The organism is Variovorax sp. AC103 (assembly GCF_979254005.1).
The window spans coordinates 177,276-204,063 of the sequence record NZ_CEEDFC010000004.1; the positions used below are offsets into that span (position 1 = coordinate 177,276).

Here is a 26,788-nt window from a genome sequence, read left to right on the forward strand (position 1 = left end):
TGACAAGAGAACGAAGCGAATGAATTCAAAGCCAGCGTGGAGAGGGTTTCTGGGCATGTTCAATCTGAACGACGGCCGATGGGGGCGCGGCGATGAGCCGTCCTCCAACGGCGATCGTCCGGCTGGCAACCGTCCCCCCGATGCCAATCCTCCGGGCGCACCCACACCCCCGCCTTCGGGCAACAACAACAACGACAACCGTCCGCGTGGCCAAGGCCCCAATCAGGGTCCGCCCGATCTCGATGAACTCTGGCGCGATCTCAATCGCAAGCTTGGTGGTTTCTTCGGCGGCAAGGGTGGCGGCAACCGTCCCAACGGCGGCAGCAGCGGCGGTGGCGGCAACGGTTTCAAACCCGACATGAAAAATGCAGGATTCGGCCTCGGCCTCGTCGCTGCGGTGGCGATCCTGATCTGGCTCGGCACGGGCTTCTTCATCGTGAACGAAGGCCAGCAGGCCGTGGTGACGCAGTTCGGGCGCTACAAGTCGACGGTGAACGCGGGCTTCAACTGGCGCCTGCCGTACCCTATCCAACGCCACGAGCTGGTGGTGACCACGCAGATCCGTTCCACCGACGTGGGCCGCGATGCCATCGTACGCTCCACCGGCCTGCGCGAGTCGGCCATGCTGACCGAGGACGAGAACATCGTCGAGATCAAGTTCGCCGTGCAGTACCGCCTGAGCGATGCGCGCGCCTGGCTCTACGAGAGCAAGGCGCCGGCCGAAACCGTTGTGCAGGTCGCGGAAACCGCCGTGCGCGAAGTGGTCGGCAAGATGAAGATGGACGCCGCGCTCGCCGAAGAGCGCGACCAGATCGCACCGCGCGTTCGCACGCTGATGCAGACCATCCTCGACCGCTACAAGGTCGGTGTCGAGGTGGTGGGCATCAACCTCCAGCAGGGCGGCGTGCGCCCGCCCGAGCAGGTCCAGGCCGCCTTCGACGACGTGCTCAAGGCCGGCCAGGAGCGCGAGCGTGCCAAGAACGAAGCGCAGGCCTACGCCAACAACGTGGTGCCGCTGGCCACCGGTACGTCTTCGCGCCTGAAGGAAGAATCGGAAGCCTACAAGGCACGCATCGTGGCGCAGGCACAAGGTGATGCCGGCCGCTTCAGCGCCGTGCTGGCCGAGTACCAGAAGGCACCGCAGGTCACCCGCGACCGCATGTACACCGACGCCATGCAGCAGATCTACGCCAGCACGACGAAGGTGCTGGTCGACAGCAAGCAGGGTTCCAACCTTCTCTACCTGCCGCTCGACAAGCTCATGCAGGCGGGCGGCAACAACGCAGCGGCCACGCCGGTCGATGCGGCCAGCCCGAACGTTGCCGGCACCGCGCCGGCCCAGTCCTCGGTGATCCCGGTGGCGCCTGCGACGGGCGACGTGCGCGCCCGCGACGGCCGCTCGCGTGACCGCGACGTGCGTTGAAAAAGGCCTAGAAGAACATGAACAGAATCGGATTCATCGCCTCGTCGATCCTCGTCTTGCTCGTGCTGCTGAGCTCGACCCTCTTCGTGGTCGACCAGCGCCAGTTCGGCGTGGTGTATGCCCTCGGGCAGATCAAGCAGGTCATCACCGAGCCCGGCCTCAACTTCAAGTTGCCGCCGCCGTTCCAGAACGTGTCGTACATCGACAAGCGCCTGCTGACGCTCTCCAGCCTCGACACCGAGCCCATGCTCACGGCCGAGAAGCAGCGCGTGGTGATCGACTGGTACGTGCGCTGGCGCATCAGCGACCCGCAGGCCTACATCCGCAACGTCGGTCTCGACGAGAACGCCGGTGCCATGCAGCTCAACCGCGTGGTGCGCAATGCGTTCCAGGAAAACATCAACAAGCGCACCGTGCGCGACCTGATCTCGGTGCGTCGCGAGGCCCTGATGGCCGACGTGCAGCGCGAAGTGCTGGCGGTGGTGAAGGGTGCCAAGCCCTGGGGCGTGGACGTGGTTGACGTGCGTATCACGCGGGTCGACTATGTGGAAGCGATCACCGAATCGGTCTACCGGCGCATGGAGGCCGAGCGCAAGCGGGTGGCCAACGAACTGCGTTCGACCGGTACGGCCGAAGGCGAAAAGATCCGTGCCGACGCCGACCGCCAGCGCGAAGTGATCGTTGCGAATGCTTACCGCGACGCCCAGAAGGTCAAGGGCGAGGGCGACGCCCAGGCCGCTTCCTCGTATGCCGAGGCCTTCGGCCGCGACCCGCAGTTCGCCCAGTTCTACCGCAGCCTCGAGGCCTACAAGCAGAGCTTCAACAAGAAGAGCGACGTGATGGTGCTCGATCCGTCATCCGACTTCTTCCGGGCCATGCAGGGCTCGGGATCGACCACCAGCGCCCCTCGCCGCTGATTCGTCCGGAGCCGTGAGCGCCGACACCTTCTGGAGCGCTCTTGCGCTCGTCCTGGTGATCGAGGGCATCTTGCCCTTCGTTTCTCCTGGTGGGTGGCGGCGCGGCTTCGGGCAGCTCATGCAGCTGCGCGACGGCCAGCTTCGTTTCTTTGGACTTTGCAGCATCCTGCTGGGTTTGGCACTGCTCTGGGTCCTGGGGTAGCGCGGTCCCGGTAGAATCCCGGTTTAACCACGCCCCCGATCCCCATGTCCGCCTGGGTCCTCCCGGATCACATTGCCGATGTGCTGCCTTCCGAGGCGCGCCACATCGAAGAACTTCGACGCCAGCTGCTCGATACCGCCCGTGGCTATGGCTACGAGCTGGTGATGCCGCCGCTGCTCGAGCACCTCGAGTCGCTGCTTTCGGGCACCGGCGAGGCGCTCGACCTTCAAACCTTCAAGCTTGTCGACCAGCTCTCCGGCCGCAGCATGGGCCTTCGCGCCGACACCACGCCCCAGGTGGCGCGCATCGATGCCCATCTGCTGAACCGTGACGGCGTGACTCGCCTGTGCTACTGCGGCCCGGTGCTCCACACCCGGCCCGACCGGCCCCACGCCACCCGCGAGCCGCTGCAGTTCGGTGCCGAAATCTACGGACATGCCGGCCTCGAGGCCGACACCGAAACCCTGCTGCTGGCGCTCGACTGCCTTCAGGCCGCGGGCCTGGAAGAAGGCGTGATCGTCGACCTGGCCGATGCCCGCATCGTGCGTGCCCTGTTCGCGGACGTTCCGGTCGATGCTGCTGTCCTGGCCCGCGTGCACGCGGCGCTGGCCGCCAAGGACGCGAGCGAGCTCCATTCGCTCACCAAGGATTTCCCCGCCTCGTCCCGCGACGGGCTGCGCGCCCTGGTCCAGTTGTACGGCGACGCGTCGGTGCTCGACGAGGCTGCCAAGGCCCTGAAGGGCACGCCGGCCGTGGCCGCCGCCCTGGCCGACCTGAAGCATCTTGCCGCCGGCCTCGAGGGCACGGCCGGCCGCCGGATCAGTTTCGACCTGGCCGACCTGCGCGGTTACGCGTACTACAGCGGCATGCGCTTCGGCATCTACGTGCCCGGTGCGGTCGACTCCCTGGTGCGCGGCGGCCGCTACGACGAAGTGGGCGCCGTGTTCGGCCGCAACCGGCCGGCTGTCGGCTTCAGCCTCGACGTGCGCGAACTGGTCGGCGTGCTGCCGGCCCGCCCGCTGCGAGCCGCCATCCGCGCACCCTGGCGCGACGCGGCCGGGCTGCATCAGGCCATTGCCCAATTGCGCAAGGCCGGTGAAACGGTAGTCTGCGTGCTGCCGGGCCATGGCAGCGAAATCGATGAATTCCACTGCGACCGCGAGCTCGTCGAGCACGCAGGCCAGTGGAGTGTCCGAGCGATCTGAATTTTTGAAGTAATGGAACGAGCATGAGCGTAACCACCGGAAGAAACGTGGTCGTCGTCGGTACCCAATGGGGCGACGAAGGCAAAGGCAAGCTGGTCGACTGGCTGACGGAAAGCGCCCAGGGCGTGGTCCGTTTCCAGGGCGGCCATAACGCGGGCCACACGCTGGTCATCAACGGTGTGAAAACCGCGTTGCACCTGATCCCCAGCGGCATCATGCGCCCCGGCGTCAAGTGCTACATCGGCAACGGCGTGGTGCTGTCCGCGGCCAAGCTGTTCGAGGAAATCGAAGGCCTGGAAAAGGCCGGCGTCGAAGTGCGTTCGCGCCTGCGCATCAGCGAGGCCTGCCCGCTGATCCTGCCGTTCCACGCCGCGCTGGACATCGCGCGCGAGGCGTACCGCGAAAAGGGCGGCATCGAGAAGATCGGCACCACCGGCCGCGGCATCGGCCCGGCCTACGAAGACAAGATCGCGCGCCGCGCGCTGCGCGTGCAGGACCTGAAGCACCCGGACCGCTTCGCGGCCAAGCTGCGCGTGCTGCTCGACCTGCACAACCACGTGCTGACGCAGGTGCTGAGTGCTCCCGCCATCGATTTCGACGAAGTCTTCAACGAAGCCATGAGGCACGCCGAGCTGCTCAAGCCCATGATGGCGGACGTCTCGCGCGAACTGAACGACGCGCACAGAAACGGCGCCAACCTGCTGTTCGAAGGCGCCCAGGGCACGCTGCTCGACGTCGATCACGGCACCTACCCGTACGTCACCTCCAGCAACTGCGTGGCCGGCAATGCCGCCGCCGGTTCGGGCGTGGGCCCGGGCATGCTGCACTACATCCTGGGCATCACCAAGGCCTACTGCACGCGCGTGGGCGGCGGTCCGTTCCCCACAGAGCTCGACTGGGCCACGCCCGGCACCCCCGGCTACCACATGAGCACCATCGGTGCCGAGAAGGGCGTGACCACGGGCCGCAGCCGCCGTTGCGGCTGGTTCGACGCCGCGCTGCTCAAGCGCTCGGCGCAGGTCAACGGCCTGTCGGGCCTGTGCATCACCAAGCTCGACGTGCTGGACGGCCTCGAAAAGCTCGAGCTGTGCACCGGCTACGAACTCGACGGTGAAATCACCGACATCCTGCCCATGGGCGCGGACGAGATCGAGCGCTGCACGCCGATCTACGAGACCCTCGAGGGCTGGACCGAGAGCACGGTGGGCGTCACGCAGTACGACAAGCTGCCGGTCAACGCGCGCCTGTACCTGCAGCGCATCGAACAGGTCACCGGCGTGCCGATCCACATGGTGTCGACCAGCCCCGACCGCGATCACACGATCATGATGCGACACCCCTATCTGGCCGACTGAAGAGGAAAAAACCCATGTTGACCGAAGACGGCAAGCATCTCTACGTCAGCTACGACGAGTACCACAACCTGATCGAGAAGCTCGCGATCAAGGTGCACCAGTCGGACTGGCAGTTCGACACCATCCTGTGCCTGGCGCGCGGCGGCATGCGCCCCGGCGACGTGCTATCGCGCATCTTCGACAAGCCGCTGGCCATCATGTCGACCAGCTCGTACCGCGCCGACGCCGGCACGGTGCAGGGCCACCTTGACATCGCCCGCTTCATCACCACCCCCAAGGGCGAGATCGCGGGCCGGGTGCTGCTGGTCGACGATCTGGCCGATTCGGGCCATACGCTGCACGCCGTGATGGACATGCTGCGCAACAACTACCCGCCGATCACCGAGCTGCGCAGCGCCGTGATCTGGACCAAGGCGCTGTCGACCTTCACGCCCGACTACCAGGTGGAATTCCTGGCCACCAACCCGTGGATCCACCAGCCCTTCGAAGGCTACGACGCCATGGGCGCCGAGAAGCTCATCGAGAAGTGGTCCGTCTGATGCGCGCCCGCCGGGTCATCCGGCGGGGTTGAGCATCATCGCGGTGTAGCGCCGCTGCATCTCTTGCGGCGTCAGCTTCTCGATGCTGTACCCCACGTTCCAGCGATGGCCGAAGGGGTCGCGAAAGACACCGGAGCGTTCCCCGTAGAACTGGTCCTGCGGTGCCATGTCAAGCGTGGCGCCCGCCGTAACGGCGCGTGCCACCACCGCGTCCGCGTCGTCGACGTGCAGGTGCAGCGAGACGGGCGTTCCGCCCAGCGTCCTCGCGCTGCGGATGTTGAACTCGGCAAACTCGTCCGAGAGCATCAGGATCGCCCCGTTGTGGAAGTCCAGTTCCGCATGACCGATGCGCCCACTGGGCTCGGTCAGGCGGAAGATCTCCTTCACTTCGAACACCTTGCAATAGAAGTCGATGGCTGCGCCAGCGTCGTGGACGCAGAGGTACGGAAACAGTTCGTGGATGGCCATGGTCTTGTCCGTTGGGGTTGCGATGAGCGCGATTCTGGCTCCCGCCGTTCTTCAGGTCTTGGACAAATTTGACCTGTTCGCACGCGCTTCAGATGCGCACATGCCGCGAGGCTCTCGGCGCCGCGCGCCGGTACGCCTGGGGCGACATGCCGGCAATCGCCAGGAAGTCGCGGCTGAAGTGCGCCTGGTCGCTGTAGCCGGCCTGCAGCGCGAGGTCGACCCAGGGCAGGGCGGGGTTCATGGCGGACAGCGCGAGCACGCGGTCGAAGCGCAGCATGCGTGCGTACTGCTTGGGCGCCAGGCCTGTCATGCCGCGAAAGAGGGCGATGAAGCGCCGGTGGCTGTAGCCACTGTGCTTCACCAGCGCGCCGATGGCGCCAGCTTGGGCAGCGTCGCCATGGGCGCCGGCGCTCGACAGGCTGGACAGGGCGTGCGCCACCGCGGGGTGCAGGCCATGCATCGCGCGGGCGGCAAGGCGTGCCGTCAGCAGGGCTTCGACGATCGCGAGTTGCCGCGCGGGAGCGCCTGCGCCGTGCAGTTGCTCCAGTGCGAAGCCTGCGTCCGCGCCCCAGAGCGCGTCGAGCGGCGTGTGGGCGTCGGCCAGCGCGTCTTCCGGCGCGCCGAGCAGCGCCCGGGCCGCGCCTGGCTGCAGCATGACGCCGACCGAGCGCGTCTCGAGCGACACATCGCGCACGAAGAATGCGCAGCGCGTTCCGCCCACCATCGCGTGGCCCACCGTGAAGCCGTGCGCATCGGCGCCGTCGCGAAACAGGCGCAGCGGCGGCCCGCCGAGCCGAAACACGAGGTGCATGCCGCCGGTCGGCAGCACATGCTCGCGCGCACCCGGCCGCCGCGCGGGCGCACCGTCGGGTGCCGAGGCCCACAGCAGCCGCACGAAGGGCCGCAGGTGGGCAAGAGGGGGACGCGTCAGCTGCATGCCGAAGGCTTCTCCTGAGGGGCGTGCTGTCGCCCGATGGCACATTGTGCGGCGCAACCGCGACAAGCCCGCCCTTCACATCGCCTCGTCGCCGATGCGCTTGAAGCTCGCAACCCGCAAGGCCTGTTCGAACTGAGGGGCGCGTGGGTGCTCTCCAGTGACGCTAGCATTGCCGCATGAGCAAGCCCTCCACGACCCTGATCCACCACCCCTACACCCCGCCCGCCACCTTCGCCGCGCCGCAGCCCGGCGTGTTCAAGGCATCGACCGTGTTCTTCGCCGACGTGGCCGCCATGCGTGCGCGCGACTGGAAGACCAAGGCCGGCTACACCTACGGCCTGCACGGCACGCCCACCACCTTCACGCTCGAAGAGCGCCTGGCCACGCTCGAAGGCGGCACCGAATGCCTGCTCGTGCCCAGCGGGCTGGCCGCCATCACGCTGGTGGCCTTCGCTTTCCTGAAGACCGGCGACGAGGTGCTCATTCCCGACAACGCCTACGGCCCCAACAAGGCGCTGGCCACCGGCGAGCTGGCCAACTTCGGCATCACGCACCGCATGTACGACGCGATGAACCCGGCCGACCTTGCGGCCAAGCTGTCGCACCGCACGCGGCTGGTGTGGGTCGAAGCGGCGGGTTCGGTGACGATGGAATTCCCCGACCTGCCCGCGCTGGTGAACGTCTGCCGTGCGCGCGGCGTCATGACCGCGCTCGACAACACCTGGGGCGCCGGCCTGGCGTTCGCGCCCTTCGATTTCAACGGCACGGGGCAGGGCGTCGACATCTCGGTGCACGCGCTCACCAAGTACCCGAGCGGCGGCGGCGATGTGCTGATGGGCAGCGTGATCACGCGCGACGAACGCCTGCACCGAGCGCTCAAGCTCACGCACATGCGCATGGGCTTCGGCATCGGCGTGGGCGACGTCGAGACGCTGCTGCGCTCGCTGCCCAGCATCTCGCTGCGCTACGCGGCGCACGACCGTGCCGCGCGCGAACTGGCCGGCTGGCTCAACGGCTGCGATGAAATCGCGCAGGTGCTGCACCCGGCGCTCGAGGACTCGCCGGGCCATGTCCACTGGCGCGCGCTGTGTGGCGAAACCGACCTGGCCGCCGGCCTGTTCTCGGTGGTGTTCGACGAGCGCTACAGCACCGAGCAGGTCGACCGCTTCTGCGACAGCCTGCGGCTGTTCCGCCTCGGCTACTCGTGGGGCGGCCCGATCAGCCTCGTGGTGCCCTACGACATCGGCCTGATGCGCGACGCGAGCGTGGCGCGTTGGCCCCACAAGGGCACGCTGGTTCGCTTCTCGGTCGGACTGGAGGACGTGGGGGATCTGCGCGCCGATCTGCAGCAGGCGCTGGCCAGGATGTAAAAGATCGCTTCCGCTCCTTGAGGCCCGCCTTGGGTACCGTCTCGGGACTGCACCGTTATCGCTTACAGTAGGCCACGCGCAGTCACCCTGACTGCCTCGCCCAAGGAGAAGCAGTGGCAACACCCAATTACGGCTACGAGAAGCGCCAGAAAGAACTGGCCAAGAGAAAAAAGAAGGAAGAAAAGCTCCGGGAAAAGGCGAATCGCAAACTCTCGCCGAGCAGCGACGGTCTGGCCCCCGGAGACCCGGAAACCGATGTGGCCTCGCTCGAACGCGATGCACCCACGGTGCCCGAGTTGCCCACCAAGAACGGTTGATCCGTTCCTGGCATACCGATCGAGAAGCCGCCGCCGGCCTGCGCCTGCGGCGGCTTTTTATTTGGTGCGGCGGTTTCTTATTTCGGCAGCAGCTTGCGCAGCTCGGGCCACACGTTGTCCAGCAGCTGCGGCTGCGCCGCCGCCGTGGGGTGGATGCGGTCAGCCTGGAACAGCGACATCGCATCGGGCGCATCGGCCACGCCCTTGAGCAGGAAGGGCACGAGCGCCGACTTCGTTGCGCTCGCCACCTTGGAGAACACCGCCTCGAAGCGCCGCGTGTAGTCGCCGCCGTAATTGGGTGGCACCTGGATGCCGACGATCAGCACCTTCGCCCCTGCGGCCTGCGCGGCCTTGGCGATCTGCAGAAGGTTGCTTTCCGTGTCCGACAGCGGCAGGCCGCGCAAGGCGTCGTTGGCACCGAGCTCGACCACCACATGGCTGGGCTTGTGCTGCGCGAGCAGCGAAGGAAAGCGCGCCCGCCCGCCCGAACTCGTGTCGCCGCTGATGCTGGCGTTGACCACGGTCGCCGCAACCTTCTGTTCCGCAAGCCTTTTCTCCAGCAAGGGTACCCAGCCTTCGCCGCGCTTCAGGCCGTACTCTGCGCTGAGCGAATCGCCCAGCACCAGGATCACCGGCTTGCCTGCCGCTGTCGAAACCTGGGCCTGCGCCGCGGTCGCCCATAGCCCCGCGTTGCCGAGCGCGGCGGTGGTCAAGATAAAGTCACGTCGATTCAAAACCAAAGCCTTTCCATGTCCCAACCCCCGTCTGATGCCATTGTTGCCGTCGAGCATGTCTTCAAGTCCGTCACCGACTCGACCGGTACGCTGGACATTCTGCAGGACATCGATTTCACCCTCGGAGCGAGGGAAACCGCCGCCATCGTCGGTGCTTCAGGCTCCGGCAAGAGCACCTTGCTGTCGATCATCGCCGGGCTGGACACGCCCACGCGTGGGACGGTGCGCATTGCCGGCGAGGACATCTTCGCCATCGACGAGGACGAGCGCGCCGCGGTGCGCGCCCAGCGCGTGGGCTTCGTGTTCCAGAGCTTCCAGCTGCTCGGCAACCTGAGTGCGCTGGAGAACGTGATGCTCCCCCTGGAGCTTGCCAACCGCAAGGATGCGCGCAAGGCCGCCACCGAGATGCTGGGCCGGGTCGGCCTCGGCCAGCGGCTGGGCCACTATCCGAAGGTGCTCTCCGGCGGCGAGCAGCAGCGCGTGGCACTGGCCCGCGCCTTCGTGGTGCAGCCGGCGCTGCTGCTGGCCGACGAACCCACCGGCAGCCTCGACTTCGCCACCGGCGAGCAGGTCATGCGGCTGATGTTCGACCTGAACCGCGAACTCGGCACCACGCTCGTGCTGGTCACGCACGACCGCGGCATCGCGGCCCGCTGCGAACGCCGCATCACCATCGAGGCCGGGCGCGTCGCGATTAATGAAAAAGCTGCCGTAGCGCCCGTCTGACAAGCGCGATAAGCTATTAAATAAATAGCAAAGAACATTCGAGGAGACCGCATGGAAGAACTTCCCCCCGACGCCGTCGACGCACTGCAGAGCGGAAGACTGATCCAGGCCATCAAGATCGTGCGCGACCGCACGGGCATGGACCTCAGGTCGGCCAAGGAAGCGGTCGAACGCCATGCCGCACGCATGGAAGCGGGGGACGAAGAAAACGCCGGCGGGCGCAGCGCCCCCGACGTCGCCATGCAGGACCGCGGCTTCGCGTCAATGCCGTCGTCCGCGCTCAAGGCCCTGGCGCAGGGCAACAAGGTCGAGGCCGTCCGCCTTACGCGCGAAGCCACCGGCCTGGGCCTGGCCGCGTCCAAGCGGCTGGTCGAGAAGCACGACGACCCGGCGGCCGGCGGCTTCGGCCCGATGCCGACGGCCATGCCCCCTCGTCCGATGGACGAGCCGGGGCGAGTGCAGGGCAGCGGCTACAAGTGGCTGCCGGTGGTGATCGTCGTGCTGGCGGCGCTCATGGCGTGGCTGTATTTCGGGCGAGACCTCTGAGCCGATGATCGTTCCGCAGCATTGGGCCGAAGGCCGCATCCAGAAGCGTGTCGACGGCAAGCAGATCACCGTGCGCCGCCATGGCTGGTCCGACGAGAGCCCGGTGGCGGCGCAGGCCCACGCGGACCAGCGCACGCGCGAGGCGTTCGAACGCATCGCCAGGGGCGAAAAGCTGGACCGCCGCGAGCGCAAGCGGGCCTACAACGGCGCCGACGGCGTGCCGATCCGCGAAGAGATCGTCGAGCGCCAGGGCGACACCGTCGTCACGCGCAACACCTACGGCGCGCGCTGTCTCAACACGCCCGACGTGATGTTCGTCGACATCGACTTCGAGCAGCCGTTGCGCGGCAGCCTGTTTCTCTTTGCGCTGGTGCCGGCGCTCATGGCCGGTGTGGTCGGCGGCTGGGCCGCCAAGACCTGGCTGGGCGGGCTGATCGCATTCTTCGTGGTCTTCGCCGTGGCCTGGGTCATCGGCAAGCGCAAGAAGCGCGGCGAGCCCAGCGGCAACCCCACGCCCGAGAAGCTGGCGGCCGAGCGCATCGGGCGCTTCATGCACCAGCATCCCGACTGGCACCTGCGCGTCTACCGCACGCCCGGGGGCTTTCGCCTGCTGGCCATGCACGATGTGTTCAATGCCGCGGACATCGCCGTGGCCGACTGCTTCCATGCACTGGGGGTGGACAAGGTCTACGCGCGCATGTGCCGCAACCAGAACTGCTTTCGCGCCCGCCTGAGCGCCAAGCCCTGGCGCATCGGCATCGACGAGCACGTGCGGCCGCGCCGGGGCGTGTGGCCGGTGTCGCCCGACCGTCTGGCCGAGCGCGACGCCTGGATCGCGCGCTACGAGAAGGCCGCCGAAGGCCACGCTGCCTGCCAGTACCTGGAGAGCGTGGGCAAGCTCGAAAGCGTGCATCCGAGCGCGCGGGCGGTGCAGGAACTGCACGACGAGCGCACCCGGGCGCTCAGCGGCCTGCCGATCGCCTGAGGGTAGGGATAATCAGGGGTATATGTCTTCTCCCAAAGTGATCTTCGGCTTCCATGCCGTGGGCGTGCGCATCAAGACCGCGCCCAAGTCGGTGCTCGAAGTGATGTTCGACACCAGCCGGCGCGATGCGCGCATGAAACAGTTCATTGCGCGTGCGCAGGACGCCGGCGTGCGGCTGGTCGAGGCCGACGGCCTTCGGCTGTCCAAGCTCAGCGGCAGCCATGGCCACCAGGGCGTGGTGGCGCGCGTGGAGCCCGCCGCGCAGATCCATTCGCTCGACGAACTGCTCGAAGGCCTGGAGGCGGCCGGCACCGTGCCCTTGCTGCTGGTGCTCGACGGCGTGACCGACCCGCACAACCTCGGCGCCTGCCTGCGCGTGGCAGACGGCTCCGGTGCCCATGCGGTCATCGCGCCCAAGGACCATGCGGCCGGCATCAACGCCACCGTGGCCAAGGTGGCGAGCGGCGCCGCCGAGACCGTGCCGTACTTCATGGTCACCAACCTCGCACGCACGCTCAACGAGCTCAAGGAACGCAACATCTGGTGCGTGGGCACCAGCGACGATGCACCGGGCACCATCTACCAGAGCGACTTCAAGCGGCCGCTGGCGCTGGTGCTGGGCGCCGAAGGCGAGGGCATGCGCCAGCTCACGCGCAAGACCTGCGACGAGCTGGTGAGCATTCCGATGGCCGGCGCGGTCGAGAGCCTGAACGTCTCGGTGGCCAGCGGCGTGTGCCTCTACGAGGCGATGCGCCAGCGCGGCGCCTGATCGCCCGCTTCAGCGCCTGGGCAGCGGTGCACCCTTGCGGTGGAAGTAGACGAGTTCCGCCATGCGCCGCATCTGCGGCGTGCCCAGCAGGCGGTTGAACAGCCAGTCGCTCTGGAAGTGGTCGAAGGCCCAGCGCAGCGTGCGCTTGAGCCTAAAGCCCGGGTAGCCGCGCACGAACCACGTGGCGGGGTCGCCGACCTCGCCGCGCACGAAGCGCGCCACCGCCTTGCCCGCGCCTTCGCCGTGCTGCAACGCGGTGTGGATGCCGCCCGCCGTCACCGGCGACACCATACCGGCCGCATCGCCCACCAGCAACGCCCGTTCCCGCGCGACCACCGGCAGCACGCCGCCGCAGGGGATCATTCCGGCGCGCACCGCGACGGGCGGGGCCTCGCCGGGCGAGACCACGGAGGCGATCTTGCGCAGCAGCGGGTCGAGCTTCAGCGCGCTGGCGTCGCCCGCCGCGTGGCGCCCCATGCGCCGTGCCAGGCCGATCTGGCTGACACCCACGCCGTCCAGCGCCCAGCCGATGTAGCCCGGTGCAAGTTTCCGGTCGACGAAGCAATGCAGCAGGTCGGGCGCCATGCGGGCGCCCTGGTACTCGTGCTCGACGCCGTACAGGAAGTGCTTGTTGCGCGACAGGCCCAGTGCCTTGGCCACGCGGGAATGCGGCCCGTCGGCGCCCACGAGGTAGGTGGCCGTGATGCAGGGGCCTTGCGTCACCGGCACCTCCCAGCGGCCGTCGATCCACAGCGCCTGCTCGAACAGCGTGCCCAGGCGCACGTCCACACCGCAGGCCCGCGCCGAATCGACCATCCAGTCGAGCAGGCAGGGCGCATCGGTGGCCCAGAACCAGTAACCGGGCGCGTGCAGGTCGACATGGCGCATGTCGGGTGCGTAGAGCCGCACGCCGTCGATGCGGCGCACGAGCGCGGGCGGCACTTCCGCCAGCCAGGGCACGCTGTCCACGGCGTCCTTGACGATGATGCCGGTGGTGTGCAGCTTGGCGCCAGCGCTGGTCTTCTTCTCCAGCACCATCACGCTGAGCCCGGCCAGGGCCGCGGCCCGCGCGCACGCGAGGCCCGCAAAGCTCGCGCCCACCACGAGCAGGTCGACCTTGAGGTTGCCGATGCCGTGACCCGCCACAGGGGAAGAGGCCGGCTCCGGTGCGGTGAAAGAGAAAGCGAGAGGAGAGAAAAGACTGGAAGAGGTGTGCATGGGCAGCCAACGGTTTCGATGCGCACCGCGTCCTGCAGTGCGCCATCGAAGTTAGCTGCCGCCTGTGCGCGCGGCGTGAAGCCTGTGTGAACTCAGGACGGGTCCTTGCCGCGCGTGCGGCCGACCGCACTGAAGATGCCGATGCCGAGCAGGATCACCGCACCGATGCCGATGTAGAGCGTGGGCACGCCGGCCACGGAGGCGCCCCAGATGAGGCCCCCCAGGAAAATCACGAAGCCGATCATGTAGAGCGCGAAAGACATGGTCGTTCCTCCAGAAGCTGAGATGCCATGCAGTATCCCGACCCGGGCCGCGCCCCGCACCGGCGTGGGCCGCCTGTGCATGTGGGAGCCTGCCTACTCCGGGCTGGCCACCAGCAGGTAGCGGCAGCCGCTGCGGCCGAGCGCCTTGAACACCAGCGGCCGATCGACGCCGAAGTCGAGGCAATCGCCTTGGGCGAGTTCGAAGCGCTCATCGCCATAGTCCACGCGCAGTGCGCCTTCGAGCATCCACAGGCATTGCCGGTACGGCTTGCCGCTCCAGCGCGGATAGCCGACCTGCGCCGAGCGCGGCAGCTCGACCTCGACCAGCTCGACGCCGCTGCCTGCCTGGCGCTCGGCGACCTGCCTGCGCAGGTAGCCGGCCTCGGGGTCGCGCCAGACGTCCTGCGCGGCGCGCTTGCGCAATCGCTGCGGTTGCGCCTTGTCTGCCGTCAGCAGGTGCGCCAGCGGCACGCCCAGCCCGGCGGCCAGCCGGCCCAGCAGCACGGCCGTGGGGCTGCTCTGCGCGCGCTCCACCTTCGAAATCATCGCCTTGCTCACGCCCGAACGCTCGGCCAGTTCGGCGAGGCTCAGCGCTTGCGCCTGACGCAGCGCCAGCAGGCGGGTGGCGATGAGCGCGTCGATGTTCTCGCCGGGTGCTTCGATGGGGGATGAATCGTTTCTCATATGAGATTATTATTCTCTTATATTGAACGACATCCCACCTGAATTCACCCAATACACCGAGGACTCCCATGCGTCTCATCCCCTGCACCGAAGAAGCGCACGCCGCGGCGATTCTTGCCATCCTGAACGACGCCATCGTCACCTCCACCGCGCTGTACGACTACAAGCCGCGCACGAGCGAGAACATGGTTGCGTGGTTCGCCGCCAAGCGCGCCGGCGGCTTTCCGGTGATCGGCGCCGTGGACGACGACGGCAAGCTGCTGGGCTTCGCGAGCTACGGCGCGTTCCGCGCCTTTCCAGCCTACAAGTACACGGTGGAGCACTCGGTGTACGTCGACAGCGCCCACCGCGGCGAGGGCCTGGGCCGCACGCTGATGGAGGCCATCGTTGCCGAAGCGATCGCGCGCGACGTGCACGTGATGGTCGGCGCCATCGACGCGGCCAACGCCGGCAGCATCGCGCTCCACGAGCGCCTGGGCTTCGAGCACTCCGGCACGGTGCGCCAGGCCGGTTTCAAGTTCGGCCGCTGGCTGGACGTGGCGTTCTACCAGCGCATCCTGGCGACGCCGCTGAACCCGGTCGACGGTTGAACGGCTACACCAGCGCGTAGAAGCGCATCACCACCTCGGCGGGATGGCGCGCGCCGGCACCCACGAACATGCGTTCGTTGATCCACTTCAGCGACGGCGAGGCGGTCTCGAAGCGCGGGCTGCAGCGAAAGTAGACCTGCGACGCGTCCACGGGCTCGCCGCGCAGCAGCTTGCCCATGACCTCCGGCGACGCCGCACGCACTGCGTGGTTCTGCACGTAGACGAGGTCGCCCGCATCCGTCTCCAGGCCGTAGCGCGCGTCGAGCTCCGAGAGCGTGTCGCTCACGATCAGCTGGAAGTCGCTTCCGCCGGGCAGCACGCGCGCCCGCCACCCGTGGCCGACGGCCTCGCCCCCCGTGATCGGCACGATGCGGCGCAGTCCGCGCGGGCTGTTGCCCAGCACCTGCGGCACGCCCACCTCGACGCGCAGGTCGGCGAAGTGCTCGAGCGCGGGCGCCGCGATGGAATCGAAGACGCTCATTGCCGGGGCACCGTCAGGCGGCGGCGGTCTCGGCGCTGGCGCGGTCGAGCATCTCGATGGTGCCGGCGTCCAGCTTCAGCTGCGTGGCCACCACCAGCTCTTCGAGCTGCGCGATCGAGGTCGCGCTGGCAATGGGCGCCGTCACGCCCGGGCGCGCGATCTGCCATGCGATGGCGACCTGGCCCGGCTTGGCGTTGTACTGCTGGGCCACCTTGTCCAGCGCGTCGAGGATGCGCAGGCCGCGCTCGTTGAGGTATTTCTTGGTGGTGTTGGCGCCGCGCGCGCTCTTGGCGGCATCGGCCTCGGTGCGGTACTTGCCTGTGAGGAAGCCGGCGGCCAGCGCGTAGAAGTTGATCACGCCCACTTCGCGCTTCACGCACAGCGGCTCCAGTGCGTCTTCAAACACCGCGCGGTCGTACAGGTTGTACAGCGGCTGCAGGCTCTCGTAGCGGGCGATGCCCAGGCGCTCGGACACGTCCAGTGCCTCTTCGAGCCGCGGCGCGGTGTAGTTCGACGCGCCGATGGCGCGCACCTTGCCTTCCTTGATGAGTTCGTCGAAGGCGCCCAGCGAGTCTTCGAGCGGCGTGTTGGCGTCGTCGTCGTGCGACTGGTACAGGTCGATGTGGTCCGTCTGCAGGCGCCGCAGCGAGGCTTCGACGGCTTCGCGGATGTACGCGGGCGACAGGCCCACCTTGCCTTCGCCCATCGGCTTGCCGACCTTGGTGGCCAGCACCACGCGGTTGCGCTTGCCGCTCTGCTTGAGCCACTTGCCGATGATGGTTTCCGATTCGCCGCCCGTGTGGCCCGGCACCCAGCTCGAATACACGTCGGCGGTGTCGACGAAGTTGAAGCCCGCGTCCACCCAGGCGTCGAGCAGCTTGAACGAGGCTGCCTCGTCGACGGTCCAGCCGAACACGTTGCCGCCGAAGGCGAGCGGAGAAACCAGGAGACCGGAGCGGCCGAGCGGGCGAAGTTGCGACATGTCGAAGTGTTCCTGAAGAAGGGAAGGGAAAAAGGTTGAACGGTCAGACGAAGCCCACGGCGCCCAGCACCGCACCGGCGCCGAGCAGCCAGAGCAGGTGGATGCGCGTGCGCCAGACGATAAGCGCAGCCACGCCGCTGAGCGCCCACAGGTGCCAGGCAGGCGCATTGCCAGCATGGTTACCCGCGGACAGCACCCAGCCGGTGGCGACCAGCAGGCCCACGACCACGGGGGCCATGCCCTGCTTGAAGGCGCGCACTTCGCGCCGGGTGCGGTTGCGGTGTCCCCAGCGTGTGGCGAAGTAGGTGAGGGTGGTGCTGGGCAGCATGATGCCGACCATGGTGACCATCAGGCCGAAGAAGCCGAGCACCCAGGCGCCGGGCCCGGCGCCGATGCCGCCGCCCGCGTTGAGCCCGACGTTCCATCCCATCAGCGCCACGAACAGCACGTTGGGCCCGGGCGCGGCCTGCGCGATGGCCACCGACGAGCTGAACTGCGCATCGGTCAGCCAGCCGTGCTGGGCCACGAGGTAGCGGTGCATGTCGGGCACCGTGGTGATGGCGCCGCTGATCGACAGCAGCGACAGCAGCATGTACTGCCCGAAGAGCGCCAGCCAGTCGTGCCAGTGCATCGCAATGGTCATCGCAAAACCTCCGCCTTCGGCTGCGGCGCGAGCTTGCTTGGGGCGGCCCGGCGCGCGCTCATGGGCCGATCTTCTTCCAGGTCCACACGCAAGCGACTCCGCCCACCACCAGCAGCACCCAGCCCAGCGGAACCTTGAACACCGCGATGGCCAGGAACACCAGTGTCATGAACGCGAGGCAGGTGGCAAAGCCCAGCGGGTGCTTGCGCAGTTGCGGCACCAGCTTGATGCCGGTGGCGGCAATCAGCCCGCCCGACACCGCACCCATGCCGCGCAGCGCAGCAGCGACCTGCGGGTTGCCGGCGTAGTGGGCATAGAGCACCGCCAGCGCGAGGATCACGACCAGCGGAATGGTCAGCATGCCCGCCACGGCGGCCAGCGCACCGCGCAGGCCGAAGTAGCGGTCGCCGATCATCAGGGCGAGGTTGATCACGTTGGGGCCGGGCATCACCTGGGCCACGGCCCAGTCTTCGAGGAACTGCTCGGGTGTGAGCCATTTCTTCTTCTCGACCATCTCGCGCTGCACGATGGCCAGCACCCCGCCGAAGCCCTGAAGCGCCAGCCAGGTGAACGAAACGAACAGGTCGCGCGGCGACTGCGGATGGGCGACGGCCGGTTCGGCGGGCGGTGCCGCCGTGCCGGATGCTGGGGGAGACGGATGCATGTGGAGCGATTATCGTTGGCAGGCTTTCAACACGCCGGGCATCGCACTGACAGGATGCCGGACGCCGCCCGGCGGACACTTACCCATGATCATGCAACTGCGCGCACTCTTCGACCTCTGCAAGCGAGCCTTCAATTCGTGGTCGAACGACTACGCCCCGAGCATGGGCGCCGCGCTGGCGTACTACACGGTGTTTTCCATCGCGCCGCTGCTGCTGATCGTGATTGCCGTGGCGGGGCTGGTGTTCGGACAGGAGGCGGCGCGGGGCGAGATCTTCGCGCAGCTCTCGGGGCTGATGGGCGCGCAAGGCGCCGCGGCGGTGCAAGGCATGCTGCAGGCGGTGAACAAGCCGGCCGAGGGCATCTTCGCCACGGTGATCGGCATCGGCCTGCTGGTGGTGGGCGCGACCACGGTGTTCGGCGAACTGCAGGACGCGCTCGACCGCATCTGGCGCGCGCCGGCGCGCGCCAAGAGCGGGGGGCTGTTCAACATGCTGCGCGTGCGGCTGCTGTCCTTCAGCATGATCATGGGCATCGGCTTCCTGCTCATGGTGTCGCTGGTGGCGAGCGCCGCGCTCGCGGCCCTGGGCAAGTGGTGGTCGCCGATGTTCGGCGCCTGGGAGAGCACGGCGCAGGTGGTCAACTTCGTCTTCAGCTTCGCGATGGTGACCGTGATCTTCGCGATGATCTACAAGATCATGCCGCGCGCCCGGGTGCAATGGCGCGACGTGTGGGTGGGCGCGGCTGTGACGGCGCTGCTGTTCACCGTGGGCAAGCACCTCATCGGGCTGTACATCGGCAAGAGCAGCGTGGCGTCGGGCTACGGTGCGGCGGGCTCGCTGGTGGTGGTGCTGGTGTGGGTGTACTACTCGGCGCAGATTTTCCTGCTCGGCGCGGAGTTCACCTGGGTCTATGCACGCACCTACGGCTCCATGAAGAACCTGAAGGGCGTGGGCGAGCTCAATCCGTCGCCCACGCGCGACGCGCCGCTGCCGGCCCGCCCCGGCGCCTGAGGCCGCTCAACCGGCGAAGCCGCCGATGTCCAGGAACTGCTGTTCCTCTGCCGTGGTTTCGCGGCCCAGCAGCTTGTTGCGGTGCGGAAAGCGCCCGAAGCGCGCCACGATGTCTCGGTGCAGTACCGCGAAACGCTGCGTGTTGGCGTCCAGCGCTGCATTGAGTCGCACCGAACGCTCCTGCTCCGCCAGCACTTCTGAGTGCATGAACGGCAGGTAGAAGAAGGGCTGAAGCGGGGGCTCCAGCTGCCGGTCGAAGCCGGCGTCGACGGCCTTCTTCGCCACCGCCAGCGCCTTGCCGTCGGTGGCCAGCATGTGGGGGTTGTTGCGCCAGGCATTGCGCGGAAACTGGTCGAGCAGCACCAGCAGTGCAAGGGTGCCTTCGGCATCGGCCAGCCATGCATCGAGCTCGCCGCGGGCGGCGGCCTGGTGCGCCTGGGCACATCGGGAAATGAATTCGGTGTCGAACGCGGCGTTCTTGGCGAACCAGCGCTCGGGGCCGGCCTGGCGCCAGAACTCGACCACGTCGCGGGCGGTCGGAAGGGGGAAGGAAGTCATGGGCGAATTGTGTTTCAGCCCCTGTGCCGCGCCGCATGAGCCCGCCCAAGTCGGGACGATGGCCGACAAGACAAGCCAGGCGGTGCTGCCTATGCTGTGGGCGCTTCCACAACTCAGGAGATCAAGCTCATGACCAAATATGGCACCTTTTTGCGCGCAGCCCTCATCACCGGGGTGGCCAGTGCCGCGCTGGTCGGCTGCGGAATGATGTCGAAGTCGAACACCGCGAGCTTCAGCGGCGCGATGAACGCGGCCAGTGAAGTGCCTCCGAACATGACGCGCGGCAGCGGCATGGCCGAAGCCTGGCTCGACCGCGACACCAACGTGCTCAAGTACAAGATCACCTACACCGGCCTGAGCGGACCCGCCACCATGGCGCACTTCCACGGCCCCGCGGCCGCGGGTGCCAACGCCGGCGTGGTGCTGCCCTTTGCCAATCCGGCCAGCCCGATCGAAGGCCAGGCCACGCTCACGCCGTCGCAGGCTGCCGACCTGGTCTCGGGCAAGTGGTATGCGAACGTGCACACGGCGGCCAACCCGGGCGGCGAGATTCGCGGGCAGCTGCTGCCGAAGATGTGATCCCGGGCCAGGGGCTCGTGCTGATGAAGCCCCTGGTCAGGTTGGCGCCGCACGGCTGGTGTCAAATAAATGCATGACGACACCTTCGAAGAAAAAATCCCGTGCCGCCTCCCGCCCCCTCAACCCTTTTGCTTCGCGCCGCGAAGACATGCGCAGTGCCCGAAAGGCGCTGGTGCTGCAGGGCGGGGGCGCGCTCGGTGCCTACCAGGCGGGCGTGTTCGCGGCGCTCAGTGAAACCGAGCTGGAGCCGCACTGGATCGCCGGCGTGTCCATCGGCGCCATCAATGCGGCGCTGATCGCGGGCAACGCGCCCGAGCAGCGGGTCGACCGGCTGCGCGAGTTCTGGCATCTGGTGTCTTCCGGCCCTTCGCAGCGCCTGCCCTCGTGGATGGGCGACCGCGCCACGCAGAACCAGTACAGCGCCACCATGGCCTCGCTCGTGGGCATTCCGGGCTTCTTCGAACCGCGCTATGCGCCGGCGCTGCTCATGGGCGGTGCCGCGCCGCTGCTCAGCTACTACGACACCTCACCACTCAAGTCCACGCTCGAGCGGCTGGTGGACTTCGACCGCATCAATGCCTGCGAAGCCCGTTTCAGCGTCGGCGCGGTCAATGTGCGCACCGGCAACTCGGTGTACTTCGACAACACGCGCCAGCGCATCGGCCCCGAGCACATCATGGCCAGCGGCGCACTGCCCCCGGGCTTCGCGCCCATCACCATCGACGGGGACGACTACTGGGACGGCGGCATCGTGTCGAACACGCCGCTGCAGTACGTGCTCGACACGCACCCGCGCACCGAGCCGCTGGTGGTGCTGCAGGTCGACCTGTTCAATGCGCGCGGCGAAATGCCGCGCACCATGGCGGGCGTGCTGGAGCGGCAAAAAGACATCACCTACTCCAGCCGCACGCGCATGAATACCGACGCGCTAGCCGCCAACATGAACCTGCAGCAGGCCATCGCCGACCTGATCACCAAGCTGCCGGCGGGCCTGCGCAACGACCCGAGCGTGCTCGCGGTGCAGTCGCAGCTCACGCACGAGCCGATCGACATCTTTCACCTGATCTACCGCGACAAACCCTACGAGCTTGAATCGAAGGACTACGAGTTCTCGCGCGCCGCGGTGGAAGAGCACTGGGATTCGGGCGCGCGCGACATGCGCATCACGCTGGCGCATCCGGAGACGCTGCGCGCCGATGCCACGGTCAACGGCGTGACCACCTTCGACCTCGGCGAGCACGGCACGGGGCGCGTGAAGCGGCCCAGCCTGTCGGTGTAGGGCGGGGATTCAGCTTCGACTAAGAAACCCTGGCCAGACTGGGCACGTCACTTCAACAGGAGGAAATGTTCATGAACATCGAAGATGTGCGGCGAACGGCATTCGCCATGCCGCTGACCAGTCCCGCGTTTCCGCCGGGTCCGTACCGGTTCATGCGGCGCGAATTTCTCATCGTCACCTACCGCACCGACATGGACGCATTGCGCGCCGTGGTGCCCGAGCCGCTCCAGGTGGTCGAACCGCTGGTCAAGTACGAGTTCATCCGCATGCCCGACTCCACCGGGTTCGGCGACTACACCGAGTCCGGCCAGGTCATTCCGGTGCAGCTGCGCACGGCGAAGGGCGTTGAGAAGGGCGCCTACGTGCACGCCATGTACCTCAACGACCATCCGCCCATCGCCGGTGGCCGCGAGCTCTGGGGCTTTCCGAAGAAGCTCGCCTCGCCGGTGCTCGACTACGAGACAGACGTGGTGGTGGGCACGCTCGACTACGGCAAGGTGCGCGTGGCCAAGGCCACGATGGGCTTCAAGCACCGCGCGCTCGACCCAGAGCCGATCCTCGCGGGCATCGCACAGCCGAACTTCCTGCTCAAGATCATTCCGCACGTCGACGGCACTGCGCGCATCTGCGAGCTGGTGCGCTATCACATGGTCGATGTCAAGCTGCACGGCGCGTGGACCGCGCCGGCCTCGCTCGAACTGCATCCGCATGCGCTCGCGCCGGTGGCCGACCTGCCGGTGCTGAAGGTCGAGTCGGCCGTGCACTACATCGCCGACATGACGCTTGCGCTGGGCACCGTCGAACACGACTATCTCGCCTGATTCCTGCCGTCACTTTTCAACCCCGACTCTCACCCAAGGACATTCACCATGCAACTCAAGGACAAGGTCGCCTACATCACCGGCTCGGCCAGCGGCATCGGCAAGGAAATTGCCATCCTCTTCGCACAGGAAGGCGCCAAGATCATCATTGCCGACCTGAACAAGGAAGCGGCGGACGCCACCGCGGCCGAACTCAAGGCCACGGGCGCGCAGGCCATCGGCGTGGCGGTCGACGTGACGAACGAAGACCAGGTCAACGCCTCGGTGGAAGAGGGCGCGGCTGCCTTCGGCGGCATCGACATCCTGATCAGCAATGCCGGCATCCAGATCGTGCATCCGGTGGAAGAGTTCAGCTTTGCCGACTGGAAGAAGATGCTCGCCATCCACCTCGACGGCGCCTTCCTTACCACCAAGGCCTGCCTGAAGCACATGTACGCGCAGGGCCGCGGCGGCAGCGTGATCTACATGGGCTCGGTGCACTCGAAGGAGGCGTCGCTGCTGAAGGCACCTTACGTGACGGCCAAGCACGGCCTCATCGGGCTGGCCAAGACGGTCGCGAAGGAAGGCGCCAAGCACGGCGTGCGCGCCAACGTGATCTGCCCGGGCTTCGTGCGCACGCCGCTGGTCGAGAAGCAGATTCCCGAGCAGGCCAGGACGCTGGGCATCAGCGAAGAGGAAGTCATCAAGAACGTGATGCTGAAGGAGACGGTCGACGGGGAATTCACGACCACGGAAGACGTCGCGCGCGTCGCGCTGCTGTTCGCGGGGTTTCCGACGAATGCGCTCACGGGCCAGTCGCTGGTCGTGAGCCACGGCTGGTTCATGCAGTAAAGCTGAATTGAATTTCTCCCTCCCCTCCTGGGGGAGGGCAGGGGTGGGGGCACGACGGCGTTCGTTTTAACGCGGCGCTTGATCGCAAGCCTGCCCCCATCCCAGCCTTTCCCCCGGAACGGCAAGGAGCAACACAGAAGCTCCGGGCCGCTACAGCTTCAGTTCCCAGCTCTCGCCCACCAGCGGCGCGCCGTACCCTTCGTGCGGCTCCGACTGCACCAGCTTGAACCCCCGCTTGGCATAGATGCCGCGCGCGGCCAGCAGGCAGCTGTGGGTCCACAGCACCATCTTCTTGTACCCCTTCAGCCGCGCAAAGGCGATGCATTCGTCCACGAGCGTGCCACCCAGCCCCAGTCCGCGCGCGCCGGGCGCCAGGATCAGCATGCGAAGCTGGGCGACGGTGTGCGACTTGCGCACCACGAAGATGGCGCCCACCCGCTCGCCGTGGAGCTCGGCGATCCAGCAGCGCTCCCATTCGGGCTGGAACTTGAGCAGGAACTCGCTCGCAATACCAGCGACCAGCGCCTCGAATTGACTGTTCCAGCCGTACTCGCGCGCATAGACCTCCCCGTGCTGCTGCACCACCCAGCCGATGTCGCCGGGCGCGGGGTCGCGCAGCACGGCGGCCTGGGGCTTGGCTGGCCCGGCCTGCGGGTCGAGCAGCGACTGCATCGTGCCCATGGCCTGCACCAGTTGCTGGCGCTGCGCCGGTGCGAGCGGGGCGAGCAGGGCGGCGGCCTCTTCGCGCGATTTCTGTTGCAGCGGCGCAAATGCCGCGTGGCCGCTTTCCGTCAGGCGCAGCACGCTTTGCCGCGCATCGCGCGCGTGCGGCGCGCGCGTGAGCCAGCCTTCGGCCTCGAAGCGGCGCAGGATGCGGCTCATGTAGCCCGCATCGAGCCCGAGGTCGCGGCTGATCTCGCTCGCCACCGCCGTTTCGCGGTGCGCCAGCTCGTACAGCACGCGCACGTCCGTCAGCGACATGGGGCTGCCGAGGTAGGGGTCGAGGGCGCCGATGCGGCGCGTGTAGAAGCGGTTGAATTGCCGGATCGCCTTGACGGCGGTGGCGTCGACGGCGACGGACGGGTTGGCGGTGGACTCTGGCATGGTTGCCATTGTCATTCAGTTGGTTGACCAAGGCAATCATATGAAGACCTCCCGGCGGCGCGGTCACAGGATGTTTGTCGCGACACGGATGGAGGAAAACCCTAAAATCGAGGGTTGCCCACAACGGTGCTCCCACGGCGCTGTCACTTCCACCGATGAACGCCCCCGTCGACGTCTCCTTTTTCGCGCGTGCCGCCAAGCCGCTGACCAGCTACCGCAAGTACTGGGCGGCGCGTTTCGGCACGGCCAAGTTCCTGCCGACCTCGCGCAAGGAAATGGACGCCCTCGGCTGGGACAGCTGCGACATCATCGTGGTCACGGGCGATGCCTATGTGGACCACCCGAGCTTCGGCATGTCGGTGATCGGCCGCATGCTCGAGGCGCAGGGCTTTCGCGTGGGGATCATCGCGCAGCCCGACTGGCAGAGCGCCGAGCCCTTCAAGGCACTGGGCAAACCGAACCTGTTCTTCGGCGTGACCGCCGGCAACATGGATTCGATGATCAACCGCTACACCGCGGACCGCAAGATCCGCAGCGACGACGCCTACACCCCCGGCGACGTCGGCGGCTCGCGGCCCGACCGTGCGGCCATCGTCTATTCGCAGCGCTGCAAGGAAGCCTGGAACGACGTGCCGATCATCCTCGGCGGCATCGAAGGCAGCCTGCGCCGCATCGCGCACTACGACTACTGGTCGGACAAGGTGCGCCGCTCCATCGTCGTCGATGCCAAGTGCGACCTTCTGCTGTACGGCAACGCCGAGCGCGCCATCGTGGAAATCGCACACCGCCTGGCAGCGAAAGAGCCGGTGCAGCAGATCACCGACGTGCGCGGCACTGCCTATGTGCGCCGCGAAACGCCCGAAGGCTGGTTCGAGATCAACTCCACCAGCGTCGACGAGCCCGGCCGTGTCGAGGCCCACGTCAACCCCTACCTGATGGTGTCCGATCAGGCCAAGGCCAACGGTGCCACCTGCGCCAAGGAAGACGAGGCCGAAGCCGTCGCCAAGGCCGCGGAAGCCGCCGCCTCGGGCGAGCCTGTCTCAGGAATGCCCGCGATGCCCGCCTCGGTGGTGAACCCCGCCATCAAGCCGCTGACTTTCATGCCCAACCCGGCGCTGGCTTCGCGCGCGAAGATCAAGGTGCCGCCGCGCGACCATTCGGTGATCCGACTGCCGTCGTACGAACAGGTGCGCAGCGACCCGGTGCTCTACGCGCACGCCAACCGCGTGCTGCACCTCGAGACCAACCCCGGCAATGCCCGCGCGCTGGTGCAGGCCCACGGCGAGGGCGCCACGGCGCGCGACGTGTGGATCAACCCGCCGCCCATTCCGCTCACCACGGCCGAGATGGACCACGTGTTCGACCTGCCGTACGCACGCAGTCCGCACCCGCGCTACGCCGACGAGAACGGCAGCCACGACGGCGCGACCAAGATTCCCGCATGGGAAATGATCCGCTTCAGCGTGAACATCATGCGCGGCTGCTTCGGCGGCTGCACCTTCTGCTCGATCACCGAGCATGAGGGCCGCATCATCCAGAGCCGCTCGGAAGACTCGATCATCAAGGAGGTCGAGGCCATCCGCGATTCGGTCAAGGGCTTCACCGGCACCATCTCCGACCTCGGCGGCCCGACGGCCAACATGTACCGCGTGGGCTGCAAGTCGCCCGAGATCGAGTCGGCCTGCCGCAAGCCCAGCTGCGTGTACCCGGGCATCTGCCCGAACCTGAACACCAGCCACGACCCGCTCATCAAGATCTACCGCCGCGCGCGTGCGCTGAAGGGCATCAAGAAGATCCTGATCAGCTCCGGCCTGCGCTATGACCTGGCCGTGCAGTCGCCCGAGTACGTGAAGGAACTGGTGCAGCACCACGTGGGCGGCTACCTGAAGATCGCGCCGGAGCATACCGAGCAGGGCCCGCTCACGAAGATGATGAAGCCCGGCATTGGCAGCTACGACAAGTTCAAGCAGATGTTCGAGAAGTTCTCGGCCGAGGCGGGCAAGAAGCAGTACCTCATTCCGTACTTCATTGCCGCACACCCGGGCACCAGCGACGAGGACATGATGAACCTCGCGATCTGGCTCAAGAAGAACGGTTTCCGCGCCGACCAGGTGCAAACCTTCTACCCCAGCCCGATGGCCACGGCCACGACGATGTACCACACCAACAAGAACCCGCTGCGCAAGATCACGCGCGAGAGCGAGACGGTGGACATCGTGCGCGGCGACAAGCGCCGACGGCTGCACAAGGCCTTCTTGCGCTACCACGACGCGAACAATTGGCCGCTGCTGCGCGAGGCGCTCAAGAGCATGGGCCGTGCCGACCTGATCGGCAACGGCAAGCACCATCTCATCCCGACGTGGCAGCCGCTGACCGACGGCGGCTACACCAGTGCGCGGCGCAAGAACTCGACGGCAGCGCCTGTGGCTGCCAAGGCCGCGCCGGTGAAGCTGGCGCCGGTGAAGCCCATGAAGGGCCGCATCCTCACGCAGCACACCGGCCTGCCGCCGCGCGACAACGGCTCGGCGCCGGCGCCACGCAAGGCCGCCGGCCCCGTGCGCGGCAGCATCCGCAAGCCGCGCTGAG

Annotated in this window: 31 protein-coding genes; 19 read left to right on the top strand and 12 right to left on the bottom strand. The window is 67.4% G+C overall.

The annotated features are described in order from the left end of the window. Positions 1-55: 55 nt before the first annotated feature. The 6 genes from hflK to AC0IYU_RS07485 are packed head-to-tail and all read left to right on the top strand — an operon-like array spanning position 56 to position 5,641. Entirely contained in the window at positions 56-1,423 is a 1,368-nt protein-coding gene (gene hflK / locus AC0IYU_RS07460) for an FtsH protease activity modulator HflK (RefSeq protein ID WP_472114735.1), read from the top strand. A gap of 17 nt (positions 1,424-1,440) precedes the next feature. Then, positions 1,441-2,340: a protease modulator HflC gene (gene hflC, locus AC0IYU_RS07465; RefSeq protein ID WP_472114738.1), complete on the top strand. Its 900-nt coding sequence runs from the start codon at positions 1,441-1,443 to the stop codon at positions 2,338-2,340. Positions 2,341-2,353: 13 nt separating this feature from the next. Further along, complete coding sequence (locus AC0IYU_RS07470) at positions 2,354-2,542, top strand: DUF2065 domain-containing protein (RefSeq protein ID WP_093237567.1); 189 nt, start codon at positions 2,354-2,356, stop codon at positions 2,540-2,542. Positions 2,543-2,586: 44 nt separating this feature from the next. Further along, on the top strand, positions 2,587-3,747 hold the full coding sequence (locus tag AC0IYU_RS07475; protein ID WP_472114740.1) for an ATP phosphoribosyltransferase regulatory subunit: 1,161 nt from the start codon (positions 2,587-2,589) through the stop codon (positions 3,745-3,747). A gap of 23 nt (positions 3,748-3,770) precedes the next feature. Further along, the gene (locus tag AC0IYU_RS07480) at positions 3,771-5,102 is read left to right on the top strand and encodes an adenylosuccinate synthase (protein ID WP_435438620.1); all 1,332 of its coding nucleotides are present in this window, start codon (positions 3,771-3,773) and stop codon (positions 5,100-5,102) included. 14 nt (positions 5,103-5,116) lie between these two features. Beyond that, positions 5,117-5,641, top strand: a complete 525-nt coding sequence (locus AC0IYU_RS07485; protein WP_435484015.1) for a phosphoribosyltransferase — start codon at positions 5,117-5,119, stop codon at positions 5,639-5,641. A gap of 15 nt (positions 5,642-5,656) precedes the next feature. Here AC0IYU_RS07485 and AC0IYU_RS07490 read toward each other — a convergent pair whose 3' ends face one another. Together AC0IYU_RS07490 and AC0IYU_RS07495 are read right to left on the bottom strand one after the other, a co-directional pair. After that, a complete protein-coding gene (locus AC0IYU_RS07490; RefSeq protein ID WP_472114743.1) occupies positions 5,657-6,109 on the bottom strand; it encodes a VOC family protein in 453 nt (150 codons plus the stop codon). 88 nt (positions 6,110-6,197) lie between these two features. Beyond that, a complete protein-coding gene (locus tag AC0IYU_RS07495; RefSeq protein WP_472114746.1) occupies positions 6,198-7,046 on the bottom strand; it encodes a helix-turn-helix domain-containing protein in 849 nt (282 codons plus the stop codon). A 176-nt stretch (positions 7,047-7,222) separates the two neighbouring features. Between AC0IYU_RS07495 and AC0IYU_RS07500 the strand changes: the two genes are divergently transcribed. Continuing rightward, entirely contained in the window at positions 7,223-8,416 is a 1,194-nt protein-coding gene (locus AC0IYU_RS07500) for a PLP-dependent transferase (protein ID WP_472114749.1), read from the top strand. A 113-nt stretch (positions 8,417-8,529) separates the two neighbouring features. Continuing rightward, entirely contained in the window at positions 8,530-8,733 is a 204-nt protein-coding gene (locus AC0IYU_RS07505; RefSeq protein WP_435438625.1) for a hypothetical protein, read from the top strand. A gap of 77 nt (positions 8,734-8,810) precedes the next feature. On the opposite strand, the gene AC0IYU_RS07510 is transcribed toward AC0IYU_RS07505, so the two are convergent. Then, positions 8,811-9,446, bottom strand: a complete 636-nt coding sequence (locus AC0IYU_RS07510) for an arylesterase (protein ID WP_472115229.1) — start codon at positions 9,444-9,446, stop codon at positions 8,811-8,813. 36 nt (positions 9,447-9,482) lie between these two features. On the opposite strand from AC0IYU_RS07510, the gene AC0IYU_RS07515 reads away from it, so the two are divergent. Genes AC0IYU_RS07515 through rlmB form a run of 4 tightly spaced genes read left to right on the top strand, consistent with a single transcriptional unit; the run spans position 9,483 to position 12,493 of the window. Continuing rightward, positions 9,483-10,193 carry an ABC transporter ATP-binding protein gene (locus AC0IYU_RS07515; RefSeq protein ID WP_435438627.1) on the top strand — a complete coding sequence of 237 codons (711 nt, stop codon included), beginning with the start codon at positions 9,483-9,485 and terminating at the stop codon, positions 10,191-10,193. Positions 10,194-10,244: 51 nt separating this feature from the next. Next, positions 10,245-10,739, top strand: a complete 495-nt coding sequence (locus AC0IYU_RS07520; protein WP_472114752.1) for a hypothetical protein — start codon at positions 10,245-10,247, stop codon at positions 10,737-10,739. Between the two features lie 4 nt (positions 10,740-10,743). Then, a complete protein-coding gene (locus AC0IYU_RS07525) occupies positions 10,744-11,724 on the top strand; it encodes a hypothetical protein (RefSeq protein ID WP_472114755.1) in 981 nt (326 codons plus the stop codon). A gap of 22 nt (positions 11,725-11,746) precedes the next feature. Beyond that, the gene (rlmB, locus tag AC0IYU_RS07530) at positions 11,747-12,493 is read left to right on the top strand and encodes a 23S rRNA (guanosine(2251)-2'-O)-methyltransferase RlmB (RefSeq protein ID WP_472114758.1); all 747 of its coding nucleotides are present in this window, start codon (positions 11,747-11,749) and stop codon (positions 12,491-12,493) included. 9 nt (positions 12,494-12,502) lie between these two features. Here the strand turns inward: rlmB and AC0IYU_RS07535 are convergent, their stop codons facing one another. The 3 genes from AC0IYU_RS07535 to AC0IYU_RS07545 all read right to left on the bottom strand — a co-directional run bounded on the left by AC0IYU_RS07535 (position 12,503) and on the right by AC0IYU_RS07545 (position 14,658). After that, positions 12,503-13,711, bottom strand: coding sequence for an NAD(P)/FAD-dependent oxidoreductase (locus AC0IYU_RS07535; protein ID WP_472114760.1), 1,209 nt, complete (start codon positions 13,709-13,711; stop codon positions 12,503-12,505). A gap of 92 nt (positions 13,712-13,803) precedes the next feature. Continuing rightward, positions 13,804-13,974, bottom strand: coding sequence for a hypothetical protein (locus AC0IYU_RS07540; protein WP_177206563.1), 171 nt, complete (start codon positions 13,972-13,974; stop codon positions 13,804-13,806). 93 nt (positions 13,975-14,067) lie between these two features. Then, positions 14,068-14,658 (bottom strand): helix-turn-helix domain-containing protein, encoded by a 591-nt coding sequence (locus AC0IYU_RS07545; protein ID WP_472114763.1) that lies wholly within the window; start codon positions 14,656-14,658, stop codon positions 14,068-14,070. A 68-nt stretch (positions 14,659-14,726) separates the two neighbouring features. Here AC0IYU_RS07545 and AC0IYU_RS07550 point away from each other — a divergent pair, with 68 nt between their 5' ends. Then, positions 14,727-15,248: a GNAT family N-acetyltransferase gene (locus tag AC0IYU_RS07550; protein WP_435438633.1), complete on the top strand. Its 522-nt coding sequence runs from the start codon at positions 14,727-14,729 to the stop codon at positions 15,246-15,248. Positions 15,249-15,252: 4 nt separating this feature from the next. Here AC0IYU_RS07550 and AC0IYU_RS07555 read toward each other — a convergent pair whose 3' ends face one another. From AC0IYU_RS07555 to AC0IYU_RS07570, 4 genes are read right to left on the bottom strand one after another with little or no spacing between them, the layout of a single operon-like run. Next, the gene (locus AC0IYU_RS07555; RefSeq protein ID WP_435438634.1) at positions 15,253-15,729 is read right to left on the bottom strand and encodes a DUF3237 domain-containing protein; all 477 of its coding nucleotides are present in this window, start codon (positions 15,727-15,729) and stop codon (positions 15,253-15,255) included. Positions 15,730-15,742: 13 nt separating this feature from the next. Beyond that, a complete protein-coding gene (locus AC0IYU_RS07560) occupies positions 15,743-16,711 on the bottom strand; it encodes an aldo/keto reductase (RefSeq protein WP_435438635.1) in 969 nt (322 codons plus the stop codon). Positions 16,712-16,754: 43 nt separating this feature from the next. After that, positions 16,755-17,354 (bottom strand): chromate transporter, encoded by a 600-nt coding sequence (locus AC0IYU_RS07565; protein ID WP_435438636.1) that lies wholly within the window; start codon positions 17,352-17,354, stop codon positions 16,755-16,757. 58 nt (positions 17,355-17,412) lie between these two features. Continuing rightward, positions 17,413-18,018 carry a chromate transporter gene (locus AC0IYU_RS07570; protein ID WP_472114765.1) on the bottom strand — a complete coding sequence of 202 codons (606 nt, stop codon included), beginning with the start codon at positions 18,016-18,018 and terminating at the stop codon, positions 17,413-17,415. Positions 18,019-18,103: 85 nt separating this feature from the next. Here AC0IYU_RS07570 and AC0IYU_RS07575 point away from each other — a divergent pair, with 85 nt between their 5' ends. After that, on the top strand, positions 18,104-19,030 hold the full coding sequence (locus AC0IYU_RS07575) for a YihY/virulence factor BrkB family protein (RefSeq protein WP_472114767.1): 927 nt from the start codon (positions 18,104-18,106) through the stop codon (positions 19,028-19,030). Positions 19,031-19,036: 6 nt separating this feature from the next. Here the strand turns inward: AC0IYU_RS07575 and AC0IYU_RS07580 are convergent, their stop codons facing one another. Then, on the bottom strand, positions 19,037-19,588 hold the full coding sequence (locus AC0IYU_RS07580; protein ID WP_472114769.1) for a DUF924 family protein: 552 nt from the start codon (positions 19,586-19,588) through the stop codon (positions 19,037-19,039). 129 nt (positions 19,589-19,717) lie between these two features. Between AC0IYU_RS07580 and AC0IYU_RS07585 the strand changes: the two genes are divergently transcribed. The 4 genes from AC0IYU_RS07585 to AC0IYU_RS07600 all read left to right on the top strand — a co-directional run bounded on the left by AC0IYU_RS07585 (position 19,718) and on the right by AC0IYU_RS07600 (position 23,098). Further along, positions 19,718-20,167 (top strand): CHRD domain-containing protein, encoded by a 450-nt coding sequence (locus tag AC0IYU_RS07585; protein WP_472114772.1) that lies wholly within the window; start codon positions 19,718-19,720, stop codon positions 20,165-20,167. 148 nt (positions 20,168-20,315) lie between these two features. After that, a complete protein-coding gene (locus AC0IYU_RS07590) occupies positions 20,316-21,446 on the top strand; it encodes a patatin-like phospholipase family protein (RefSeq protein WP_472114774.1) in 1,131 nt (376 codons plus the stop codon). A 71-nt stretch (positions 21,447-21,517) separates the two neighbouring features. Further along, entirely contained in the window at positions 21,518-22,267 is a 750-nt protein-coding gene (locus AC0IYU_RS07595) for an acetoacetate decarboxylase (RefSeq protein ID WP_472114777.1), read from the top strand. A 48-nt stretch (positions 22,268-22,315) separates the two neighbouring features. Further along, entirely contained in the window at positions 22,316-23,098 is a 783-nt protein-coding gene (locus AC0IYU_RS07600; protein ID WP_472114780.1) for a 3-hydroxybutyrate dehydrogenase, read from the top strand. Positions 23,099-23,248: 150 nt separating this feature from the next. On the opposite strand, the gene AC0IYU_RS07605 is transcribed toward AC0IYU_RS07600, so the two are convergent. Continuing rightward, the gene (locus AC0IYU_RS07605; RefSeq protein WP_472114783.1) at positions 23,249-24,217 is read right to left on the bottom strand and encodes a bifunctional helix-turn-helix transcriptional regulator/GNAT family N-acetyltransferase; all 969 of its coding nucleotides are present in this window, start codon (positions 24,215-24,217) and stop codon (positions 23,249-23,251) included. 140 nt (positions 24,218-24,357) lie between these two features. Between AC0IYU_RS07605 and AC0IYU_RS07610 the strand changes: the two genes are divergently transcribed. Further along, positions 24,358-26,787 carry a YgiQ family radical SAM protein gene (locus AC0IYU_RS07610; RefSeq protein WP_472114786.1) on the top strand — a complete coding sequence of 810 codons (2,430 nt, stop codon included), beginning with the start codon at positions 24,358-24,360 and terminating at the stop codon, positions 26,785-26,787. Position 26,788 lies beyond the last annotated feature (1 nt).